Origin of the sequence: Chthoniobacter flavus Ellin428 (assembly GCF_000173075.1) — a bacterium.
Lineage (GTDB): Bacteria > Verrucomicrobiota > Verrucomicrobiia > Chthoniobacterales > Chthoniobacteraceae > Chthoniobacter > Chthoniobacter flavus.
In genome coordinates this window covers 1-19,338 of record NZ_ABVL01000049.1, presented here as the reverse complement: position 1 = coordinate 19,338, position 19,338 = coordinate 1, and the positions used below count along the sequence as shown (strand labels likewise).

General features: G+C 59.6%; 16 protein-coding genes, 1 tRNA gene and 1 pseudogene. 4 read left to right on the top strand and 14 right to left on the bottom strand.

What is annotated here, in order from left to right; translation table 11 throughout:
- A partial coding sequence (locus CFE428DRAFT_RS32125; RefSeq protein WP_157447722.1) for an IS66 family transposase occupies nucleotides 1-454 on the top strand: 454 nt, incomplete at its 5' end.
- Nucleotides 455-625: 171 nt separating this feature from the next.
- Here the strand turns inward: CFE428DRAFT_RS32125 and CFE428DRAFT_RS32120 are convergent.
- The 8 genes from CFE428DRAFT_RS32120 to rplU form a co-directional block, all read right to left on the bottom strand.
- Nucleotides 626-1,318, bottom strand: a complete 693-nt coding sequence (locus CFE428DRAFT_RS32120) for a hypothetical protein (RefSeq protein WP_006983927.1) — start codon at nucleotides 1,316-1,318, stop codon at nucleotides 626-628.
- Nucleotides 1,319-1,474: 156 nt separating this feature from the next.
- A tRNA-Phe gene (locus tag CFE428DRAFT_RS32115) sits at nucleotides 1,475-1,547 on the bottom strand.
- A gap of 273 nt (nucleotides 1,548-1,820) precedes the next feature.
- Nucleotides 1,821-6,797 carry a Verru_Chthon cassette protein A gene (vccA, locus tag CFE428DRAFT_RS32105; protein ID WP_006983926.1) on the bottom strand — a complete coding sequence of 1,659 codons (4,977 nt, stop codon included), beginning with the start codon at nucleotides 6,795-6,797 and terminating at the stop codon, nucleotides 1,821-1,823.
- Nucleotides 6,798-6,811: 14 nt separating this feature from the next.
- Nucleotides 6,812-8,062: a Verru_Chthon cassette protein C gene (gene vccC, locus CFE428DRAFT_RS32100; protein ID WP_006983925.1), complete on the bottom strand. Its 1,251-nt coding sequence runs from the start codon at nucleotides 8,060-8,062 to the stop codon at nucleotides 6,812-6,814.
- A gap of 9 nt (nucleotides 8,063-8,071) precedes the next feature.
- Nucleotides 8,072-8,728, bottom strand: a complete 657-nt coding sequence (gene vccB, locus CFE428DRAFT_RS34850) for a Verru_Chthon cassette protein B (protein ID WP_157447721.1) — start codon at nucleotides 8,726-8,728, stop codon at nucleotides 8,072-8,074.
- Between the two features lie 405 nt (nucleotides 8,729-9,133).
- Complete coding sequence (locus CFE428DRAFT_RS32090) at nucleotides 9,134-10,582, bottom strand: DUF1501 domain-containing protein (RefSeq protein WP_006983923.1); 1,449 nt, start codon at nucleotides 10,580-10,582, stop codon at nucleotides 9,134-9,136.
- A 348-nt stretch (nucleotides 10,583-10,930) separates the two neighbouring features.
- Nucleotides 10,931-11,194, bottom strand: a complete 264-nt coding sequence (rpmA, locus tag CFE428DRAFT_RS32085) for a 50S ribosomal protein L27 (protein WP_006983922.1) — start codon at nucleotides 11,192-11,194, stop codon at nucleotides 10,931-10,933.
- A gap of 55 nt (nucleotides 11,195-11,249) precedes the next feature.
- A complete protein-coding gene (rplU, locus tag CFE428DRAFT_RS32080; RefSeq protein ID WP_006983921.1) occupies nucleotides 11,250-11,555 on the bottom strand; it encodes a 50S ribosomal protein L21 in 306 nt (101 codons plus the stop codon).
- Between the two features lie 446 nt (nucleotides 11,556-12,001).
- On the opposite strand from rplU, the gene CFE428DRAFT_RS32075 reads away from it, so the two are divergent.
- Both CFE428DRAFT_RS32075 and CFE428DRAFT_RS38155 read left to right on the top strand, forming a co-directional pair.
- The gene (locus CFE428DRAFT_RS32075) at nucleotides 12,002-13,216 is read left to right on the top strand and encodes an MFS transporter (RefSeq protein ID WP_157447720.1); all 1,215 of its coding nucleotides are present in this window, start codon (nucleotides 12,002-12,004) and stop codon (nucleotides 13,214-13,216) included.
- A complete protein-coding gene (locus CFE428DRAFT_RS38155; protein WP_006983919.1) occupies nucleotides 13,183-13,350 on the top strand; it encodes a VOC family protein in 168 nt (55 codons plus the stop codon). The genes CFE428DRAFT_RS32075 and CFE428DRAFT_RS38155 overlap by 34 nt, the downstream gene beginning before the upstream one ends.
- Nucleotides 13,351-13,374: 24 nt before the next feature.
- On the opposite strand, the gene CFE428DRAFT_RS32070 is transcribed toward CFE428DRAFT_RS38155, so the two are convergent.
- The 6 genes from CFE428DRAFT_RS32070 to CFE428DRAFT_RS32045 form a co-directional block, all read right to left on the bottom strand.
- Nucleotides 13,375-13,863, bottom strand: coding sequence for a hypothetical protein (locus CFE428DRAFT_RS32070; RefSeq protein WP_006983918.1), 489 nt, complete (start codon nucleotides 13,861-13,863; stop codon nucleotides 13,375-13,377).
- A gap of 86 nt (nucleotides 13,864-13,949) precedes the next feature.
- Entirely contained in the window at nucleotides 13,950-14,657 is a 708-nt protein-coding gene (locus CFE428DRAFT_RS32065) for an ABC transporter ATP-binding protein (protein WP_006983917.1), read from the bottom strand.
- Complete coding sequence (locus CFE428DRAFT_RS32060) at nucleotides 14,650-15,432, bottom strand: ABC transporter ATP-binding protein (protein ID WP_006983916.1); 783 nt, start codon at nucleotides 15,430-15,432, stop codon at nucleotides 14,650-14,652. The genes CFE428DRAFT_RS32065 and CFE428DRAFT_RS32060 overlap by 8 nt, the downstream gene beginning before the upstream one ends.
- 4 nt (nucleotides 15,433-15,436) lie before the next feature.
- Complete coding sequence (locus tag CFE428DRAFT_RS32055) at nucleotides 15,437-16,168, bottom strand: branched-chain amino acid ABC transporter permease (RefSeq protein ID WP_006983915.1); 732 nt, start codon at nucleotides 16,166-16,168, stop codon at nucleotides 15,437-15,439.
- Between the two features lie 193 nt (nucleotides 16,169-16,361).
- Nucleotides 16,362-17,273 carry a branched-chain amino acid ABC transporter permease gene (locus CFE428DRAFT_RS32050; protein ID WP_006983914.1) on the bottom strand — a complete coding sequence of 304 codons (912 nt, stop codon included), beginning with the start codon at nucleotides 17,271-17,273 and terminating at the stop codon, nucleotides 16,362-16,364.
- A 34-nt stretch (nucleotides 17,274-17,307) separates the two neighbouring features.
- The gene (locus tag CFE428DRAFT_RS32045) at nucleotides 17,308-18,441 is read right to left on the bottom strand and encodes an ABC transporter substrate-binding protein (protein ID WP_006983913.1); all 1,134 of its coding nucleotides are present in this window, start codon (nucleotides 18,439-18,441) and stop codon (nucleotides 17,308-17,310) included.
- A gap of 459 nt (nucleotides 18,442-18,900) precedes the next feature.
- Here CFE428DRAFT_RS32045 and CFE428DRAFT_RS40175 point away from each other — a divergent pair.
- A pseudogene (locus CFE428DRAFT_RS40175) lies at nucleotides 18,901-19,338 on the top strand (hypothetical protein); the annotation flags it as partial.

Here is a 19,338-nt window from a genome sequence, read left to right as displayed (position 1 = left end):
CGGGGCCTTGCGCCAATCCATACGAGCGGCGCAAAGCGCGATGATCGTGCGCCGCATCCACACTGCGCTCTGGCGCATCCGCAGGCGTTACTTGCCGCAAAGCGCCCTGGGGCGTGGGATCAGTTACGTTCTCGATCAATGGACAGCTCTGGAACGCTTCCTCGGTGATGGCCGGCTCGAGATCGACAACAACCTCTGCGAAAACGCCATCCGGCCCACGGCCGTGGGAAAAAAGAACTGGTTGTTCGTCGGCGCCGCGGAAGCTGGCCAGCGAGGAGCCATCCTCTACACCATCGTCGAGAGCTGCCGCCGCCGGGGGATCGATCCACTGGCTTATCTACGCGACGTGCTCACCCGCCTGCCCAAGATGCTCATCACCGAGGTTCCCAGCATCACCCCGCAGGCTTGGGCCAAGGCCCAGCGCCAAGCGCCCGACCTCAAGGCCGCATCATAAGTTGCATAGCGTGAAGCTATGCAATCTACGCGAGCCCGCCGATCGATTGCGTCGTCAACCAAATCCGCATGGAGCCACGGATACCGCTTACGTTGGAACGTTTTTCAGAATGGATTTACGAACGGAAGATGGTGGTCTCCCGTCATTCGGAAATTACTTCCAGGAGCTGCACTAAAAGCGCTCCGTGTGTCCGCGCCCGAGATGAAACGCGGTGACCACGAATTCCCCGCGCTCATTCACCAAGCCCTGCAGATTGGATTCCAGCGTCGGCTCATCGGGAATGTCCTTCGGATTGGAAGTCAGCGACACGTCGACGTGCAATGGAAACGCGAGGTCGCCCTTGGTCACCACATCCACGCTGAAACCTTCCGGGTAGGCCGAGCCGTTGCCGGCGTTGGCTTTTTTAGCCGCGGCATATTTCGCCGGCGCAGCCTTCTTGGTCCGCGCGAGAATCGCCTGCTGACCCGCCTTCAATACATCGGTCTGCCAGGCGATCCGACCCTTCTCCATTTTCAAAAGGACGAGCGAATGGAAAAACCATTTTCCATCGACCGTCCACAAAAGCAGCGAGCCATCCGGCGACCACTGCGCGGGCAGCACTCCGCCATGGTTCATGCGATTCCAGCCGGTGGACGCCCGGATTGCTCCCAGGATCTTTCCGGTCTTCATCTCGATCACACTATTGTGCGTCGCATCCGTGTCAGGAGCTTCGTCGAGAATGGGAACCGTCACGCCATAGCGCCCGTCCGGCGACAGGCTGTCCTCGGGCACGAGGAACCCTTTGGGAACGGGATCACCCCAAGCCGAAACGCGAAGTGCGAGAAACAAGACGAGGGCGACACGAACGGACAGGTGCAGGAACATGGCGATCGATCTCTCTTTTAAACGATTCCGCTCACCGGAACAAGCAACCGTCCCGTGATATCGAATCGCCGATGCCAGTGATGGCTATTGTTCCATTCCGCACGGACGCCAGATTGTGCGTCCGAAGCGATTCACTTCCGGAGAAATTGGAAGGAGTGGCTGGGGGGAGAATCGAACTCCCGACACGAGGATTTTCAGTCCTCTGCTCTGCCAACTGAGCTACCCAGCCGTTTGAAAGGGCGAGCACATTTCCCGTCTCGCGCCCACTTGGCAAGCGATTTTTCAAAATCGTCCGCATTTCTTTTTTTACGAACCCGATTTTTGTCGAATCGCGTTCGATCGCACGCGGTTTTTTCGGCCAGCACTTATCGAATAGCGACTACGCCCTGCGCGTCGTCCGAAAGGATAAGGTCTGACTCGCATCCAATCCGGCCGGGGTCGACGCTGGCGGAGCAGCACCTTCCCCTGGCTGGATGGAATCGATGCGGAGGCGATAAACCGCCTACTGCGTGAACTTCTTGGACACTACCGTGCGGAAGCGATACATCGGCTCCACCGACTGCTTGTCCGGATTGAAGGTCGGCACGTTCGCCGGACTGAACCGCGCATCGGCCGGATCAATGTAGCGCTCGATGGTGGCCGACCCGCGGTATTCGGCGAGAACGGCATCCTTGCCTTCATACCATTGCAGCGGATGGCCGGGCGTTTGCCGCAGGGTTTGCACCTTCATGTGCACGGTGAAGGTGTTCGATTTGGTGGTGATGCGCGGATACAGATCCACGTAGGGTTTCTCGCGCTCATTGTCGCCGGTGAGATCACCCCATTTCGACCACCAGTCTTGCATCGTGGTCGTCTCGGCGTTGGGGCTTCCTGCATACTTCACCGTAGTGCCGTCCTTCGGATAGAGCCAGCGTTCACAGATTTGTGAAGCGACCTTGAAGAAGCCCACATCCGGATTGCCAGGTTGCGCATCGAAGTAGCCATCAAACGCCTTGATCGTCTCGTCGCGATCCAGACGCAGACGGAAGTTCTGTGTCAACGGCTGGCCCGCCGGCTGGCCGATCTTGTAGTTCAGATAGTTGTTCCCTCCCGTCAGGGCCCCGCTGCTGACCGCGGTGATGCGCAGAGGATACAGGGCACCACGCAGCGCCGTGGAACGACGGATGTAGTCGAACGGGACGATGCGGTAATTGAGATTCACCTTTCCGGCCGTCGAGAAGGGCTCGCTGATCGGATAAGGCTCGACGACCGGCGTCGAGAAAAGATCGAGGAGATAGTGGTCTTTCGGCTCGGTCTTATTGCCCGGGTGATCGGGCCCCGCCGTATTCGGACTGAAGGCCAGTGTCGTCCAGTCCAGGCCGCCTTTGCCACCGTTGGACGGATAGGAAGGCAGCGAGCCAAACATGGCCGGCGAAGGCATCTGACGGCAGGGCGAGGTGAAGACGTTGCCCGGCGCCTGGTACGATTGGGTCCCGGTGAAGTAAGGAATCGGATAAACGTACTGCTGGATGTTGGAGTCCCAGTAGCGGTAGATCACGTTTCCTTCGTCTTGCTTGTTACAGAACGGGCCATCCGGAAAATCTCCCAGCCCGGTATCGAAGTCACCCCAATTGACTCCGCCGCCTTGAGGTTCACGCCGCTTGACCCCATTCACGCCCGCCGTAGCGCTGAGGTTCACTCCCCCGCCCCACGGCAAATTGCCGAAAGCACGCGTCGGCTGCATCTTAGCCCCCCCATTTCCCAGGAAGATGTGGTTGCCGAGAGTGGCTTCCTTGGTCGAGTCGGTAGGCACGGCATAAACCACCGCCGGCGAACCACCCTGGCCAGTCGACCCGCTGACCAGCGGAACGATACTCCCCACCGGGAAATAGGGATTGCCGTCTCCACCGCGCAAGACGCAGGCCCGGGAATATCCCATGAGGTAATCCGGATGCGGTTGGAACTCCGCCGACTGAACGTTCGAGGAAATCGCGGCGATGCGCAAATCTCCGCCCGTCGTCGAATCCGCACCGCGCATCTGGCCTTGCGAGGCGTTGTGGCCATCCCAGTAGAGCAGGCTGCGGATGGTGTCTCCCGGCTGAACGATGTTCCGCCAGCGATCTCCATACCAGCCGGGGTCGATCGGGCTGCCGCTCCCGTTGGTATGCGGGTTGTAACTATCACCGTTGCCCACACTCACCCAGGCATTCCGGGTCGCGAATGACCACGATGCCTGCAGGCTGGTTTCGAAATTCGCCGCGCCACGATAAGCACTCTGGATGGGGGCTCGCGCGCCCACGGCCATGTTGGCAAAGAAGCAGCCGTTACCGGTCCAATAAAAGGACCGCATTCCCTGGGCCAGACCTCCAGGCGCCGGATTGACCCCGACCGGGTCAGGGCCAAAGCTGGCGTTCGCCCTCGGCATCGCCAGCCAGGTCGAGACGTCCGGCGTCGGCGCGGGTTGAGCCGGCTTGGGTGTGGCATCCTTCACCACGGCATTCAACTCGGCTTGAGGCGCGCCTTGGGGCACTGGCCATGGATTAGTGCTGCTCGGGAAGGTCAGGTTAATCGTCTGCAGGGCGGGGGCGACTTGATTCGACTGACTGCCACCATAGTACAATTTCACCGTCACATTTCCTCCGTGGAAACCGAAGACCTTAAGATCGTTATCCACAAACACCGTGCCGCCGGTATTGATGTTCGTCTGGAAGGGATAGTATTCCTGAATGTTACCGGCGAAGGCGGTGAAGTTCTTATCGGTATAGACACCCGTAGTGCCGCTCGTCATATAGGTTTCGCCATAGTCCCCCCCCAAGGCAGGTGACGCATTGTTCAAGGGAATCCCGGGAGCCCACATCGTTTTGTAAGGCCGCAGAGTCGTTCCCGCTCCTTGCAAGGTATGGGCAAAGCCCTCATATCCTCCATAGTTGCGCCCTCCCCAAACAGTGCCCGGCGCGACGTGGATTGTGGTGCTAACCGGGGTGCCCACAGGAAAACCGAGGTTCGTAAATGCCGAGGGTGCCTGAGGATTGACAGCCACGCTGAAATCGTTCTGCCACGTCGCTTCGATCGAGATCTTCGGATCGTTATCCCCGGGGGCGGATTTCGGCGCGTACCCCTGCATTGGGTCGAACATCGAGAAGAGCATAAACGCCCGCATATAGCCGCCGAGAACTCGACCGTAATGCGTTGGGTCATTTGCTTTGTCTTTGCCGACCTTCACATAACGCGCACTCCTATTGGCAGGATCCCAATGCGACCAACCGGTATTCGGGGCCGATCCCTTGGGAATCAAAGGGTTGGTGGTATCGGTGCTCGTATTGATGTTATCCATCTGCGGACCGGCATAGTAGAAGACCAAAGAGGCCTCACAAATGGTGGACATGCGGCCAAATCCCTTGGCCTGCACTCCATTCGCCTTAAAGAAGTCCGGCATCGAAGGTGGCACATAGCCGAGGGGCGCGAACTTGATCGTCTGGCCGGTACCAATCGACGTGGTCGTGTCCTGCGAATTCGCCAGGAGAATGTAATCGAAGATCTCGGTCAGGATTCCCTGCCGGTCGGAACTCGAATACTTATCGCTGAAACTACTGCCGTTCCCCGGAATTTTGCGGTTCGTCAAACCGGGTTGCGAAGAGTCGCCGGCGCTTCCATAGAGATAGTTCTGGAGGAGGTAACTATTGCGGACCCGTTTCCAATCGGGAGTGTAAGTGGCGCCAAAAAATTGCGCCCGCGGATGCGAACCATAGACATCCGACACGGGCTGATTCGTCACCATCCCGGCTCCCACTTCACGCCGGGTAAAGATATAGCGATAGGCCCCGTTCTGCATCGCCTGCGAATCGTTAATGGAATCCGGACGCGCCCCAGTCGCATTCGCCGCACCGATCGTGGAGCAGAACAAAATGAGGTTGTCGTAAACGTTCAAACCGCTGGGTTCGCTGCTGTTTTCCGCACGCACCGGCCAGGCCGTAATCCGGGGCTGACCGTAGGCATTCAATTCGGGAGACCGGCCCTGAGTCGTCATGAAAAAGCGCAGTCGATCGATCACCTGGGGCGAGATCGGGGAATAGGTACTCCCCGAAAGTTGCGCGTAAAGGTTGTTCGTCTCCCGGACATAGGACGGGCTGGTCGAAGGAATGCCGGTGACGTGAGCGCCGAAAAGGAATTCATCCGGCGTGGCGTAAAGCCGATCCTGCTTGGGTTGAAGCTCCAGGGTATTGTTGACATTCGGATTGGGCGGCGTGGTGGGAGGAGCGGCGCCGATGCCCGCGTAGGGATCCACAATCACCCGCTGAGTACCGCCCTGGGTTGAGCCCGGGACGCCCTGCAGATTCTTGGTGGTGTAACGGGGAACGAGATCGTAGATCTGTTCTGAATTGACCAGCGTATCGAGAATCGGCGCCAGCGAGGTCGTCGCCGGATGGCCGGGATAACGCTGGAATTCGAATTGCAGCAACTGGCAGATCGCCAGACCGCCGCTTGCTTGATTCGGCGCCGGGGTGCCAGTGGATGTCGGGATGCCGTAGTCGAACTGCGTGTAAAACCGCGGCGTATCCCAGTAGGAACCCGCATACGCGGAGGGATTCTGCTTATAAGCTTGATTGAGCTGGCTGATATTTCGATCGCTGTAACCGGCAGCCGTGTTCAAGTTCAGCTTGCACGTTTCATCGTCGGTCCAGAAAGCGATGCGGCCGACAATCGGGTTTTGCGCGGTGGGTTGCTTGTTCGGGAGGGCGGAAGCGAAATCCGCGATGGTAGTTCCGTTGGCGCCGGGAGTGGTCAGGGTGCCATCCTGCAACACGTAAATCCATTTTACCGGCATTGGCAGCCGCTGGGTGTTATCGCCGCCCATGGTGTTCTTCGGGCCGACAACGCCATCGATTCCGCCGCTCGCATCGTAAGAAAAACCCTCGATGTCATTGGCCCAGGGATCCGAGCCGCCGGCATTGTAAGTGAAAGCGTAAGCTCGGGGATCAATGATCGGAAACCGCGGCGTCGGCTGGCCAGTCGTATCCCGCACGATGACCGGAGCATTGAGATCCGTCCAAAGCGCCGGAGCGGCGTCCCACGTAGTCAAGTAATCGGTTTCCGGGTTGAATTGCGCCAGACTTGGACCGCCGTTCGACGTGGTGGTGACGAGCATCTGGTCCGAAGAGTAGAGCTTGAAGAAGGCGTCGGCCGCGGCGGACTCGATATAGGTGCCGCCGGCATTGACGCCATAGACGCGGATCATCCCCGGCTGGGAGGCCCAAACTTCATGCCCCATGCCTTGCGAATCGATGCCCCGGGTGGTGGCGGAAGAAATCTGCCCCATGACGATCTGCACGGCCGAGTCCGCCAACTGCCGCGTGGTGATGCCCGCGGCAAAGTTGCGGGACGCTTTCATTTCCGTATTGATGCTACTGAAAAATGCCACCGCGAGGCCGGAAATGATGACCAAAAAGCCCAGGACAATAACCAGGGCAACACCGGAAATGGAATTCTTGGGATGTTTCATTTGTAAGGGGGAGGTTACTTGGTCTGGACACGGCTCCACTTGGAACCACGGATGCTGACGTTGCTGGTGAAAATGCGATAGGTGCAGCCGGCCTGGGTGAGATATTGCTCGAGCTTGTAAAGATCACCATCACCCGGCTGGGGAGTATTGGGATCGTCTTCGAGTTTGGTGGCGTCGGTGAACAGGTTGTTATAGGTCCCATTGCACACCACATCCATTCCCATCACCATTTCCGAGGACGAACCGACGACCTGCGCGCCGTGAGCTCCCTGTAACTGCTTTTGGGCACCGGAGCAGTAACGATCCGCCAGCTTTTGCATGGACCGCTCGTCGAGCGCCACCATCGTGACCAAGAGCACGGGCGGCAGCTGGTTCTTCGGATTGATCGCCCCGGGGTCCGATCCACCGTTGGCACCGGGATTGAGGGTCGACTGCGAATCGTAGATGTAATCCGGCGACAGCATCGAGGGCACCACCCCGAGCTTCGTCGCCCGCGCATCCTGCTCCGCCTTGGACAGCTTCGGAAGGATGATGAGGGTCAGGATATTCTCCGCGAGGACACGGACGGGACGATTCGTGCTCGTCAGGCCGACAGTGAACCATTTGTAGGTCTTGTCCGTCGGATCATAGAGCGACATCTTTTCCGACGGCTGCATGAACTCCATGAGACGGGTGCGCCAGCGTTGCGGCACATTGGCATTGTCAACGAATGCCGGGCGGTTGGGATCGCCCCCGGCTTCCACGAAATAACCCCACGTATTGAGCAGGTTATCCATGGTCCCGAGGTCGGCCGCATCCGTCACCACGCCAAACGGCGCCTGAAAAAACACCCCGTGCCCCGGCCGGACGATATCCGGGGACGAAGACAGCCCCGTGAATGGCTGGGGCGGGTTCGTCTGCAGCGTATAGGTGATGGACGAATACATCGGACCGGAAGCGAAACGCAGATCCGCCACCCGCCCGTAGTAGATGGGTACGAAATTATTGAAGGCCGTGCTGCCGACGTTTTTGTCACGGACGTTGCCGTTTTTGTCGAGGTAGTCCCAGTTCGTATTCAGCGTCGCCTGGGCCAGCTTGCGCGTCATGGATTCAAACCCATCGCGAGCCGATTGGAATTTCTCGATTTTTTCCGTGGCATGGCGCCAGGTCTGGCCGGTCTGGTTGGTCATGCCCACCAGCACGATCATGATGAGTCCGATGATCGCCGTGGACACCATGAGTTCCACCAGCGTAAAGCCGGCCGGGAAACGGGAGGAAGTTTTCATAGGAGGGACTTAATCGTTGCGTCCGATCTGGGCCGAAAAGCTGCGCACCGAAAGTTGCTTCATCTTGGCATCCGTCGTATCGACCAACAAATAGTTCGAGGCGCCTTGGTTATTACCAAGCTTGAAAGGAATTAAGGCGGGATTGTAAACTACCTGCACCGTCAACGTGACCATGCTTCTGCCATACGCATTGGCAGCAGTGGTGGTATCAGGTTGCTGAATCCCGGGAAGAGTCGGCCAGGGCACAATCCGCGTATTTACCGTGTAAACGATGTCCGCCGCCTCCGTCTGGCTCGGCGTGCTGGATTGGGTCACCACCTCGTTGCCCTGCTCATCGAAATAACGCACCGATCGCGGCGCTCCCGAAACCGGATACACCATGGAGGTGAAGGGCAGTTGCACAGTCGGGTCCACATGCGCTACGTCGGTGAGAATATCGAAGTCCGACTGCTGGGCATCCTGGATGATGCGCTGGGATATCTGCGCCGCGACCGAATTGTCCATCGCCTGGCGAAACTGGTGGAGTCCCGCGGGGAGAAGGCCCAAAATGGCCACGAACGCGAACGAAATGACACCGACCGCGAGCACTACCTCGACCAGCGAAAAACCGGACTGCCGCAGTCGTGCTATGAATTTACGGGGATTGGAGGGGTTTGGAGGAAGCACAAGCGCAATGAATTTACTTTGTGATTACGGATTCATACCCCCCGGTGCGCTTTTGACAATAAAAAAAATTTAATTTTTATTAGCCCGGCAGTCGAGAGTTTTGCCACACGCAGGCACGGTTGCCAAGGGTCCAGAGGCGTTCTTCGCTACACAATGCCAGTGCTTCACGCCGCCGCGCCGAGCCGTAACCGAGGGGTTTTCGGCGGTGGAGGGAAGAAATATCCAGCCACCCGCGAATTTCCGAATTACAGAAAGCCTCAGAACGGCTCACTGTAGCGGGGGTCTGTGACCGTCGAAGTTGCCATGTAGAATCGGCGGTCGCAGACCGCCGCTACAGAAGCTGCTTCGAAGATCAAAGGTGAATGTCGATTCACCCCAGAATATCCCCAAGCGCCGATTGTCGCCTTAAGCCATCAGTTCCTTCACCAAGTTGCCGTGCACGTCGGTGAGGCGGAAATCACGTCCCGCGTAGCGATAGGTGAGCTTCTCGTGGTCGAACCCGAGGAGCCGCAGGATGGTCGCGTGCAGGTCGTGGACGTGCACCGGGCTCTCCGCAGCGGCAAAGCCGAAGGGATCGGTCGCCCCATGGACGTAGCCGCCTTTCGCTCCCCCACCCGCCATCCACATGGTAAAGCCGTGATTGTTGTGGTCGCGGCCGTTCTTGACGTTCGCGTTGTTCGAACCCGGCGTCGGAATCTCCATGGTCGGCGTGCGGCCAAATTCGCCGCCCCAGATGACGAGCGTATCATCGAGCATGCCACGCTGCTTGAGATCCTTCAAAAGTCCGGCGATCGCCTGGTCGCATTCGCCGGCGAGTCGGCGATGATTCTTCTCGACCTCCTCGTGGCTGTCCCACGGCTGACCCTGCCCGTGCCATACCTGCACGAAGCGCACCCCGCGTTCGATCAAGCGCCGCGCGATGAGCATCTGCCGGCCCTGCACGCCCTCGCCGTAAAGCTCGCGGATGTGCGCGGGTTCCTTGGTGACGTCAAAGGCATCCGCCGCATCCATCTGCATGCGATAGGCGAGTTCGAACGACTGCACACGCGCCTCGAGCTGCGCATCGTTTTGCCGCTGGCGCTGATGCTCGGCGTTCAACTGCTTGAGCAGGTCAAGCTGTTCGCGCTGCGTCTTCGTCGACACTGAGTTATTGCGAATGTTCTCGATGAGCTTCTCGATATCCGTGTTCTTCGTGTCGATGTAGGTGCCTTGGTAGACACCGGGGAGAAAAGCGGATTGCCAGTTCTGCGATTCCTGAATGGGGTAACCGCCCGGGCACATGGTAATGAAGCCCGGCATGTTCTGGTTCTCGCTGCCGAGGCCGTAGGTGACCCACGAGCCCATGCTCGGGCGCACCTGCCGCGCCTCGCCGCAATTCATCAGCATGAGCGATGGCTCATGATTCGGCACGTCGGCCTGCATCGAGCGAATGATGCACATGTCATCCACGCACTCCGCGGTCTTCGAGAAAATCTCGCTCACCTCGATGCCGCTCTTGCCGTATTTCTTGAAGGCGAACGGCGAACCGAAAGCCGCGCCGGTCTTGCGCTCGGTATTGAGGTGAATCGGAATTTCCTTGCCGTGATATTTCGTCAGCTCCGGCTTCGGGTCAAAGGTATCGACGTGCGACGGCCCGCCGTTCATGAAGAGGTGAATGACCCGCTTGGCCTTGGCCGGAAGCGGCGACGCTTTCGGCGCCAGCGGATGCAGATCCGCCGTCTCCGCAGCCCGCACCCCGAAGGCACTGCCCAAAATACTGCTCAGCGCCAGCCCACCCATGCCCATACCACAGCGGTTCAGGAAATCGCGACGAGTGAACAGGAAATCTTGGATGTGCGGGGTGTGGTGGGACATGTCGAAGGAAATTCTAGCGTAAGAGCAACCGTTGTCCCCGGCAAAAATTAGTCGAAACCCGGAGGGATGCGCTCCTGCGCGTTCCCATTTTTTCCGGGCGAAGGTGGAGGGAAAAAGGAATTGGCCCGCGAATCACGCGAATGGCACGAATAGGAAAACCTTTCATTCGCGTCATCTGCGTGATTCGCGGGTCCTTTCGGAAGATTTACTCATACACGTCCGCTAATCATTCTCTCCACCTCGCCTGCAAAAAGTGGGACGCGCAGGAGCACGCCTCACTAAAAGAAAAGCGCTTCGCCCTTGCGAGCGAAGCGCTGGTTAAAAACCGAATTGGGACGATCGACGAACTTAATTCGCCGCAGCCACCGCCGCGGGATCGACATTCACCCGGCGACCTTCGCGGTCGAAACGGACGGTGCCGTCCACGAGGGCGAAGATGGTGTAGTCGCGGCCGAGGCCGACGTTCTTGCCCGGCACAAACTTCGTGCCGCGCTGACGGATGATGATGTTGCCGGCGATGACCGACTGGCTGCCGTAAACTTTAACGCCGAGGCGCTTGCTGACGCTATCGCGCCCGTTCTTGACGGATCCTTGACCTTTTTTATGAGCCATATTGGAGAAAGTTGAGAGTGAGTAGTTGAGAGTTGAGAGCTCCGAAATCGGGCGCTTAGATGCTCTTGATCTTCACGCGGGTCAGCTTCTGGCGATGACCCACCGTGCGATGATAGCCCTTCCGGCGGCGATACTTGAAGTTGATGAGCTTCGGGCCCTTGATCTGCTCGACGACTTCCGCCACGACAGCCGCGCCTTTGAGGTCCGCGCCCGTCTTGATGCTCGAGCCTTCGCCGGAGAAAATCACTTCGGAAAACTTGATTTCAGCGCCCGCCTCGCCGTCGAGCTTCTCGACTTCGATAACGTCGCCTGCAGTAACGCGGTATTGTTTGCCGCCGGTCTTGAAAATTGCGTAAGCCATATCTGGTTTTTCTGGAAAAAAGGAGCGGGAGACTGCCACGCCCTCCCTACCCTGACAAGAGAATTCTCACCTTTTTGCAACGCTTTCTACAGAGAAGCGGTTTCTGAGGTTCCAGCAAGCTGGTTTCTTCGCTTCCGCCCACCGGTAGCGGCGGCGTCCGGACGGCGGTTGTTTTGCCAGCGAAATTGGCGCCCCGGAGACCCGCGCATTGCCCACACCTTTTCGAAGTTCCGGGGAAATAGAAGGCCTGCCACTTCCTTTCCAAACCAATGCAGCGGCCGAATGCGGCGACCAATGCAACGACCAATGCGCCGCGCCCTACGCGGAGTTTAAATCCTGACTCCAAGAGCGCTATGCGGAATACGGAAAAGTGAATACGTTCTTTCGCTAAACAGCCAAAGAACATGCCGGTCGATTCCTCTCCCGCGGTGTCTCCGCCTCACTCCGTGAACGAGCCTTCCAGTTCCACCGCACCTTCGCCATGGGGCAATGTCGTGCTTGCCGCAATCCTCATGCTCGCCACGCTGCCTGGCCGCACCCAAGGGCTGGGACTCATCACCGAATACCTCTTGCGCGACTTCGGCCTCGATCATGTGGGCATCGCCGACATCAATCTATGGGCGACCTTGATCGGCTCGCTGTTTTGTTTGCCGGCCGGCTGGTTCATCGATCGCTGCGGCCTGCGCACGACGGCGCTCGGCATCCTGCTGCCGTTGGCCGCCGTCGTGTTTGTCTTGAGCATGTCTCATAGCAGCGTGGCCCTGCTTTTCGCCCTCGTGTTGCTCTCCCGGGGGCTCGGCCAGAGCGCGCTTTCCGTGACCAGCATTACCGCGGTCGGAAAAACTGTCGGCCGGGGAGAAGGCTGGGCCATGGGAGTTTATTCGGCGCTTTTCAGCGTCCTCTACGCGCTGGCTTTTATCGCCATTGGTTGGGCGACCGATACCCATAGCTGGCGCTTCGCCTGGTTTTACGTGGCGGTCAGCCTGCTGCTCGTCGCGCTCCTCACTCGCTTCTACCTGCGCGAGCCGGCGCAACCGGCGGAAAAATCGCCGCCGGGTAACGGCACGGCCCCGACCATCGGCTTGACCCTCGGCGAGGCGCTGCGCACGCCAGTGTTCTGGATCTTCGGCGGCGCCACGGCGCTCTTCGCGCTCGTCTACGCCGGCATCGGTCTCTTCAACCAGGCGATCTTCGCAGAGCACGGTTTCGATGCGACGACGTATCACCACTTCGCCGCGGTAAGCGCACTGTGGGCGCTCACCGGCCAGATGCTTTGCGGCTGGCTTTCGCTCCACAAACCCATGCCCCGCCTGCTGGCCGCGGCGTTGCTTCTCCTCGGCCTCGGGCTGGCCGCGCTCCCGCAATTACAAAACCGCACCGAGCTCTGGATCTTCGCCGGCGCCTTCGGCCTCGCGGTGGGTTTCGTGACGGTCATCTTTTTCGCCGTGTGGGGCAGAGCCTTCGGCCAGGCCCATCTTGGCCGCATTCAAGGCGCCGCGCAGATGGTGACCGTCTTCGCCTCCGCCGTGGGTCCGCTGCTCTTCGCCGAGGTGCAAAAAGCCGCCGGCTCTTTCACTCCGGCGCTCTACGCCCTTTCGGTGATCGTCTGCCTCACCGCCCTGGCCGCATGGTGCACCCGCCTGCCGGGGCAGAGTATTTAAATCACTTCGGCCTGCGAGTGCAGGATTCCGAAACGCTGGCCGGCATTCAGCGCGGCCCCGAACTCGCCAGCCTGCACACGAAACGCGAGGAAGGCGTGAGGTACGGATACGCGCGGCAGATCACCGGAAAGTAATTCCGGCGGTTTCGAAAATCGGTCTTACCGCTTCGAAGGCGCAATCACCGGTGCGTCCGTGTCGCTCTCCGTCTTGACCGAGGTGCGCGTGGTCTTCTTGCGAATGATCGTGGTTACCGCCGAGCGAGGCGCGGAGGAACTGAGATCCTTCACCGTCACCCGCGGCGCGTTGGCGCCCCAGGTCGGGATTTCGGACGTCGGAAGCTCAAAGCCTTCCGTGCGGAAATTCGAGGAAGCACGCATGCCGCCAAAGTAGATGCTGTCCTGCCGGTAGACGGGCACGTAGCGATAGCTTACCGTGTAGCCGTTGCCGTAATAGCGCATCGTCGGCTTGTAATAGAGCGGCAGCAGGCCGAGCGAACCCACGGTCGGAATATCGAACTGGCCGCCTTGCCAATGCCGCGGGACAGTCGCACTCCTCTCAGGACCTTGGCCCAAATCGGGGTTTTGCGCACTGGCAACGTAGGACAGACCGAGGGTGGCAACGGCGAAAAGGAGCGCGAATCGTTTCATAGCAGGGAACAGGTTCACTAATTCGTGGGCGAAAATACGGAGAGAGTCCAGCTTTTCCTGAAAAGCGACGAAATTATAGGACCTCCCTACCCGCCCAGGTAAGCGGCCCGCACCTTTTCATTCACGCGCAGTTCCGCGGAGGTGTTCTCGAGAATGATCTTCCCGGTCTCGAGCACATAGCCGTAATGCGAGACTTCCAACGCGAGGTTGGCGTTTTGCTCCACCAGGAGAATCGTCAGGCCGAGCTCCTTGTTGATCTCCACAATCTTCTCGAAAATCGTCTTCACCAGCAACGGCGCGATGCCGAGTGACGGCTCATCGAGCATGAGCAACTTCGGCTTCGACATGAGCGCGCGCCCGATAGCCAGCATCTGCTGCTCGCCGCCGCTCAAGGTCCCCGCCGCCTGCCACTCGCGCTCCTTCAAGCGCGGAAAGATGCAAAAGACATAGTCGAGATCCTTGGCGAAATTGGCCTTGTCCTTCCGCAGGTAGGCGCCCATGCGAAGGTTCTCCATCACGGTGAGATTGGCAAAGACCATGCGCCCCTCAGGGCTCTGCGCCAGACCGCGGCCGACAATGGTGTGCGGCGCCATCCCGGCGATCTCCTCTCCTTCGAGATTGATCAACCCACTGCGCGGCTTCACGAGGCCCGAAACGGCCCGCAAAGTGGTCGACTTGCCCGCGCCGTTGGCGCCAATGAGCGTCACGATCTGGCCTTGCGGCACCCTGAGCGAAATGCCGTGCAGCGCGCTGATCGCGCCGTAATTCACATGGAGGTCGCGAATCTCAAGCATCGTGGTCGACCTCCTCGCCGAGATAAGCGGCAATGACTTTCGGGTTGGCGCGGATTTCGTCCGGGGTGCCTTCGGCGATTTTGCGGCCGTACTCGAGCACATTGATCCGCTGGCAAATGCCCATGACGACTTTCATGTCGTGCTCCACGAGCAACACCGCGATCTGGAATTTATCCTGCACGAAACGGATGAGCTCCATGAGTTGCTGCTTCTCCGTCGGGTTCATGCCGGCGGCCGGTTCATCGAGCAGCAGCAGCTTCGGCTTGGTGGCCAGTGCGCGGACGATTTCCAGGCGCCGCTGGTCGCCATAGGGTAGCGACTTGCCCATCGAGTCGTGAAACCGATCGAGGTGGAAAATCTTCAGCAAATCCATCGCCTCCTGCTCCACGCGCGACTCGACTTCACGGAAGACTTTGCCGCGGATCAACGCATCGCGCACTCGCTGCGCGCGATTGCCCTGCATGGCCGTACGCACGTTGTCCAGCACGGTCATTTGCGAGAAGAGCCGGATGTTTTGAAAAGTCCGCGAGATGCCGCGCAGTGAAAGGACGTGCGGCTTCACACCCTTCGTCGACTTGCCCGCAAACTGAATGCTCCCGGACGTGGGCTGATACACGCCGGTGATCATATTGAAGGCCGTGGTCTTGCCCGCGCCATTCGGCCCGATGAGGCCGATCAATTCCCGCTCCCCGACGCGCATATCGAGATCGCACACGGCGGTGATACCGCCGAATTTGATCGTCACTTTTTCCAACTCCAGCAAAGGCGCGCTCATTCGATCAGGCCGTCTTTTTCTTGCTGAGGGTGAAGAGGCCCTGCGGCCGCGTGAGCATGATCGCGATGATGAGCAGCGAGTAGATGATCATGCGATACTCCGACACGCCGCGCAGCAACTCCGGCAGGATGGTCAGCAGCACCGCCGCGAGGATCACGCCCACCGTGCGGCCCATGCCGCCGAGAATGACCATCACGACGATTTCGATGCTCTTCAGAAAATCAAAGCCGCCCGGCGAGATGACCGCCTTGTGGTGCGAATACAACCCACCCGCGATGCCCGCGAAAAACGCCCCGACGACAAACGCCGTGACCTTGTAACGCACGGGATTGATGCCCATGGCGCTGGCCGCAATTTCGTCGTCGTGCACGGCGATGAAGCCGCGCCCGTAGGTCGAATTCACGAGGCTCGCCACGACATACACCGTCACCGCGGCCAGACCCCACGCCCAGGCGAAGCTGGTCAGCGTCGGAATGCCCGTCAACCCCGTCGCTGCGCCGAAGGTGTCGCTCGTCTGGAAAATAACGCGGATGATTTCCCCGAAGCCAAGCGTCACGATCGCCAGGTAATCCCCCTTCAACCGCAACGACGGCACGCCCACGGCAAGGCCCGCCAGCGCCGCACCGAGTCCACCCGCGAGCAGCGTGCCGGCAAACAAGAACGGTTGCGCCGACGTCGGCACCATCGGCCCGAAAACGAGCGTGAGCTTCGCCGCGAAGTAACCGCCGACCGCCATGAATCCCGCGTGACCCCAGGCTGAACTGGCCGGTGTGTCCGTTGATGAGATTGAGCGAGACCGCGAGGATGATGTTGATGCCGACATCGATCGCGATACCCAGGTAATAGCGATTGAACGCCGTCGAGGCCAACGACACACCGATCGCCGCGACGATGGCGAGTAATAGGAAGATCTTCTCCTTGCCGCGCATTTAGACTTTCTCCGTTTGCATTTTGCCGAGCAGACCGGCGGGCCGGAACAGCAGGATGAGGATGAGCAGGGCAAAGGCGATGGCGTCGCGATAATCCGACAACCCCGGCATGCCGCCAAAAAATGTCTCGATCAACCCGAGCACCACCCCGCCGAGCGCCGCGCCCGGCAGGTTGCCGATGCCGCCCAACACCGCCGCGATGAACGCACGCAACCCCGGTTGCACGCCCATGAGCGGCTCGATGCCCGGTGCGCGCATCGCAAAGAAAATCCCGCCGATCGCCGCCAGCGCCGAACCGATCGCGAAGGTGAACGAAATGATCGCGTTCACATTCACGCCCATGAGCGAAGCGGCCTGTTCGTTGAACGACACCGCGCGCATCGCCATGCCCACTTTCGTGCGCTGCACGATGTACCACATCGCCGCCAGCAACACCGCGGTGAACCCGACAACGACGAGGTCATTACTCGAGCAACGCAGCGCACCGACGATGATTTCCTTCTGCGGCAGCAGCGTCGGAAACGCCTTGGTCGCCGCGCCGAACACCTTTTCGTGCTGTCCCGTGTACTCGATGAAGAGCGACACACCGATGGCCGTGATCAACACCGTGAGCCGGGGCCGATGGCGCAGCGGCCGATAGGCCAGAAACTCGATGAGCATGCCAATCACCGCACAGATCACCGCGGAGAGTACCATCACGGTCAGCGCGGTCGGGACGGTCGACGGGCCGAAGACTTTCGCCACGCTCGGCGCGAGGTAATACGCCGCGAAGGCGCCGAGCATCAGCACATCCGCGTGGGCGAAATTGATGAAGCGCAGCACACCATACACCATCGTGTAACCGAGGGCGATGAGCGCGTAGATCGCGCCCAGGGCGAGGCCATTGATGAGTTGCTGGAGAAACCAATCCATCCGGGGTGAGGAGCGTCAGGGGCAGCCCGGCGGTTCAGGGCTTGACCGTCTCCTTGTACTCAAACTTCCCGTTCTTCACCTGCACGATCACCGCCGCTTTGTCGGCATCGTGCTGCTTGTTGATCGAAATCTTGCCGGTGACCGCGTCGAAATCCTTCGTCGCGGCCAGCGCGTCGCGAATCTTGTCGCCCTCCGTGCCGCCCGCGCGCTTGATCGCATCGGCGAGAATCAGCGCGGAGTCATAACCCAGCGCCGCCATCGCATCAGGCGCCTTGCCGTTATAGCGCTTCTTGTAAGCTTCGACGAAAGCCTTGGCCTTTTCCCCACCCGCGTCCGGCGAATAGTGCGTGCTGAAATATTCACCCTCGACCGCGTCCTTGCCGATTTCCGTGAGCTTCGAGCTCTCCCAGCCGTCACCGCCATAGAACGGAACGTTAAGCCCGACTTCCTTGGCCTGGATGCAGATCAGCGCGACGTCGGTGTAATAGCCCGGCACGAACACGCCGTCCGGATTCGCCGCCTTGATCGCGGTAAGCTGCCCTTTGAAATCCTTGTCGCCGCCGTTGTAGTCGAGCTCGGCTGCGATTTTGCCGCCCGCCTTGGTGAAACCTTCCTTAAAGAACTTCGCCAAGCCCTTCGAGTAGTCGCTCTTCACGTCGGTAAAGACCGCCACATTCTGTTCCTTGAGCGTGTTCTTGGCAAAATTCGCCATCACCGTGCCCTGGAAGGGATCGATGAAACACACGCGGAAAATGTAATCCCCCGTCTCGGTCAGCTTCGGATTCGTCGACGCCGGCGAGACCATCGGGATCTTGGCGCTCTGGCAAATCGGCGCGGCCTCCAGCGAGCGCGACGACGCCACTTCACCGAGGATCGCCACGACGCCGTCCTTGGCGATGAGCTTGTTCACCGCGTTAGCAGATTCACCCGGCTTCGACGCATTGTCTTCGGTCAGAAGCTTGATCTTCTTCCCGAGCACCCCACCCGCTTCATTGATCTGCTCCACCGCCAGCACCGTGCCTTCGTGCGACGACTGGCCAAACGTCGCCTCCTTGCCCGTCAGTGAAGCGAATTCACCCACCGGGATTTCATTGGAAGCCGTTTTCTGGCAGCCAGCAAACCCCAGCGCCATCGCGCCCACCACGGAGAAGAAAATGCGTCGTTTCATAAACGCGCACGCTAGCCAACTTGTCGCGCCGATAGCAACTGCCAATCCAGCCAACCCCTATTTTCTAACAGGCCTCGGGATTTTGCCACCGGTATTTTGGAAAACGCAGAGACGGGAAGTGCAGCCGAGCCGCGACCGAACGCCCATGCACTTAAACGCAGAGGGCCCCAGCGCGGCGAGCCGCAACCAAACGGTTTTCGACTGAGGAGGAGATCAACCACGGATTACTCGGATTTCACGGATTAAAGAATCCGCGGCGACCTCTAATCCGTGAAATCTGTGATGGCATGAAGTCATTCAGCAACCGGCGCTGTGCAGACCGAAAGGTTTGGTGCAACGTCCCTGGCGGAACCCGTGAGTGCTTGCAACACGCACTGGTGGCCGAAGGTCCCAAGGTTCGATGATTGCGCTGAGCTAACTGCTCCTATCCGTGATTGAACCGAGGCGGAAGGCACCCTCGTGGGGCGACAAGACCCCGAATGCCTGAATGCCAACTTCCGTCCGTGGACCAATCCAGATTGGCTGCCAGCGCCGGTTGCCCTGACTCTTAACCAAGAAACTGGAGAGCGACCACTGAAAAAGAACACACCCTCGACAACGAAGAAACCAAAGCCGCCGGAGCCGACGCCACCTCCGGAGGTCGAACTTTATACGGCACCGAAGCCGCCCAAGCAGGGGCGGATCATCGGCCTGGACTGCCACCCGGATACCTACACGGCGGCGGTCTTTGTGGGGCAGACACCGCATGACGCCCGCAAGGTAGGGGCCCGCGATCGCCTCAGCCTGGAGCAATTGCTGGCTTGGGTGGAAGCGGAGTTTACGCCGGGAGGATCTCTTCCTTTTGGAAGCCGGCTCCAACAGCTTTGCCATCCACCATCGTCTGCTGGCCTTGGGGCG

Coding starts and splice junctions, on each gene's coding strand:
- CFE428DRAFT_RS32120 (WP_006983927.1), bottom strand. CDS start 1,318: ATGTTCCTGCACCTGTCCGTTCGTGTCGCCCTCGTCTTGTTTCTCGCA.
- vccA (WP_006983926.1), bottom strand. CDS start 6,797: ATGAAACATCCCAAGAATTCCATTTCCGGTGTTGCCCTGGTTATTGTC.
- vccC (WP_006983925.1), bottom strand. CDS start 8,062: ATGAAAACTTCCTCCCGTTTCCCGGCCGGCTTTACGCTGGTGGAACTC.
- CFE428DRAFT_RS32090 (WP_006983923.1), bottom strand. CDS start 10,582: ATGTCCCACCACACCCCGCACATCCAAGATTTCCTGTTCACTCGTCGC.
- rpmA (WP_006983922.1), bottom strand. CDS start 11,194: ATGGCTCATAAAAAAGGTCAAGGATCCGTCAAGAACGGGCGCGATAGC.
- rplU (WP_006983921.1), bottom strand. CDS start 11,555: ATGGCTTACGCAATTTTCAAGACCGGCGGCAAACAATACCGCGTTACT.
- CFE428DRAFT_RS38155 (WP_006983919.1), top strand. CDS start 13,183: ATGGTGCACCCGCCTGCCGGGGCAGAGTATTTAAATCACTTCGGCCTG.
- CFE428DRAFT_RS32070 (WP_006983918.1), bottom strand. CDS start 13,863: ATGAAACGATTCGCGCTCCTTTTCGCCGTTGCCACCCTCGGTCTGTCC.
- CFE428DRAFT_RS32065 (WP_006983917.1), bottom strand. CDS start 14,657: ATGCTTGAGATTCGCGACCTCCATGTGAATTACGGCGCGATCAGCGCG.
- CFE428DRAFT_RS32060 (WP_006983916.1), bottom strand. CDS start 15,432: ATGAGCGCGCCTTTGCTGGAGTTGGAAAAAGTGACGATCAAATTCGGC.
- CFE428DRAFT_RS32055 (WP_006983915.1), bottom strand. CDS start 16,168: ATGGCGGTCGGCGGTTACTTCGCGGCGAAGCTCACGCTCGTTTTCGGG.
- CFE428DRAFT_RS32050 (WP_006983914.1), bottom strand. CDS start 17,273: ATGGATTGGTTTCTCCAGCAACTCATCAATGGCCTCGCCCTGGGCGCG.
- CFE428DRAFT_RS32045 (WP_006983913.1), bottom strand. CDS start 18,441: ATGAAACGACGCATTTTCTTCTCCGTGGTGGGCGCGATGGCGCTGGGG.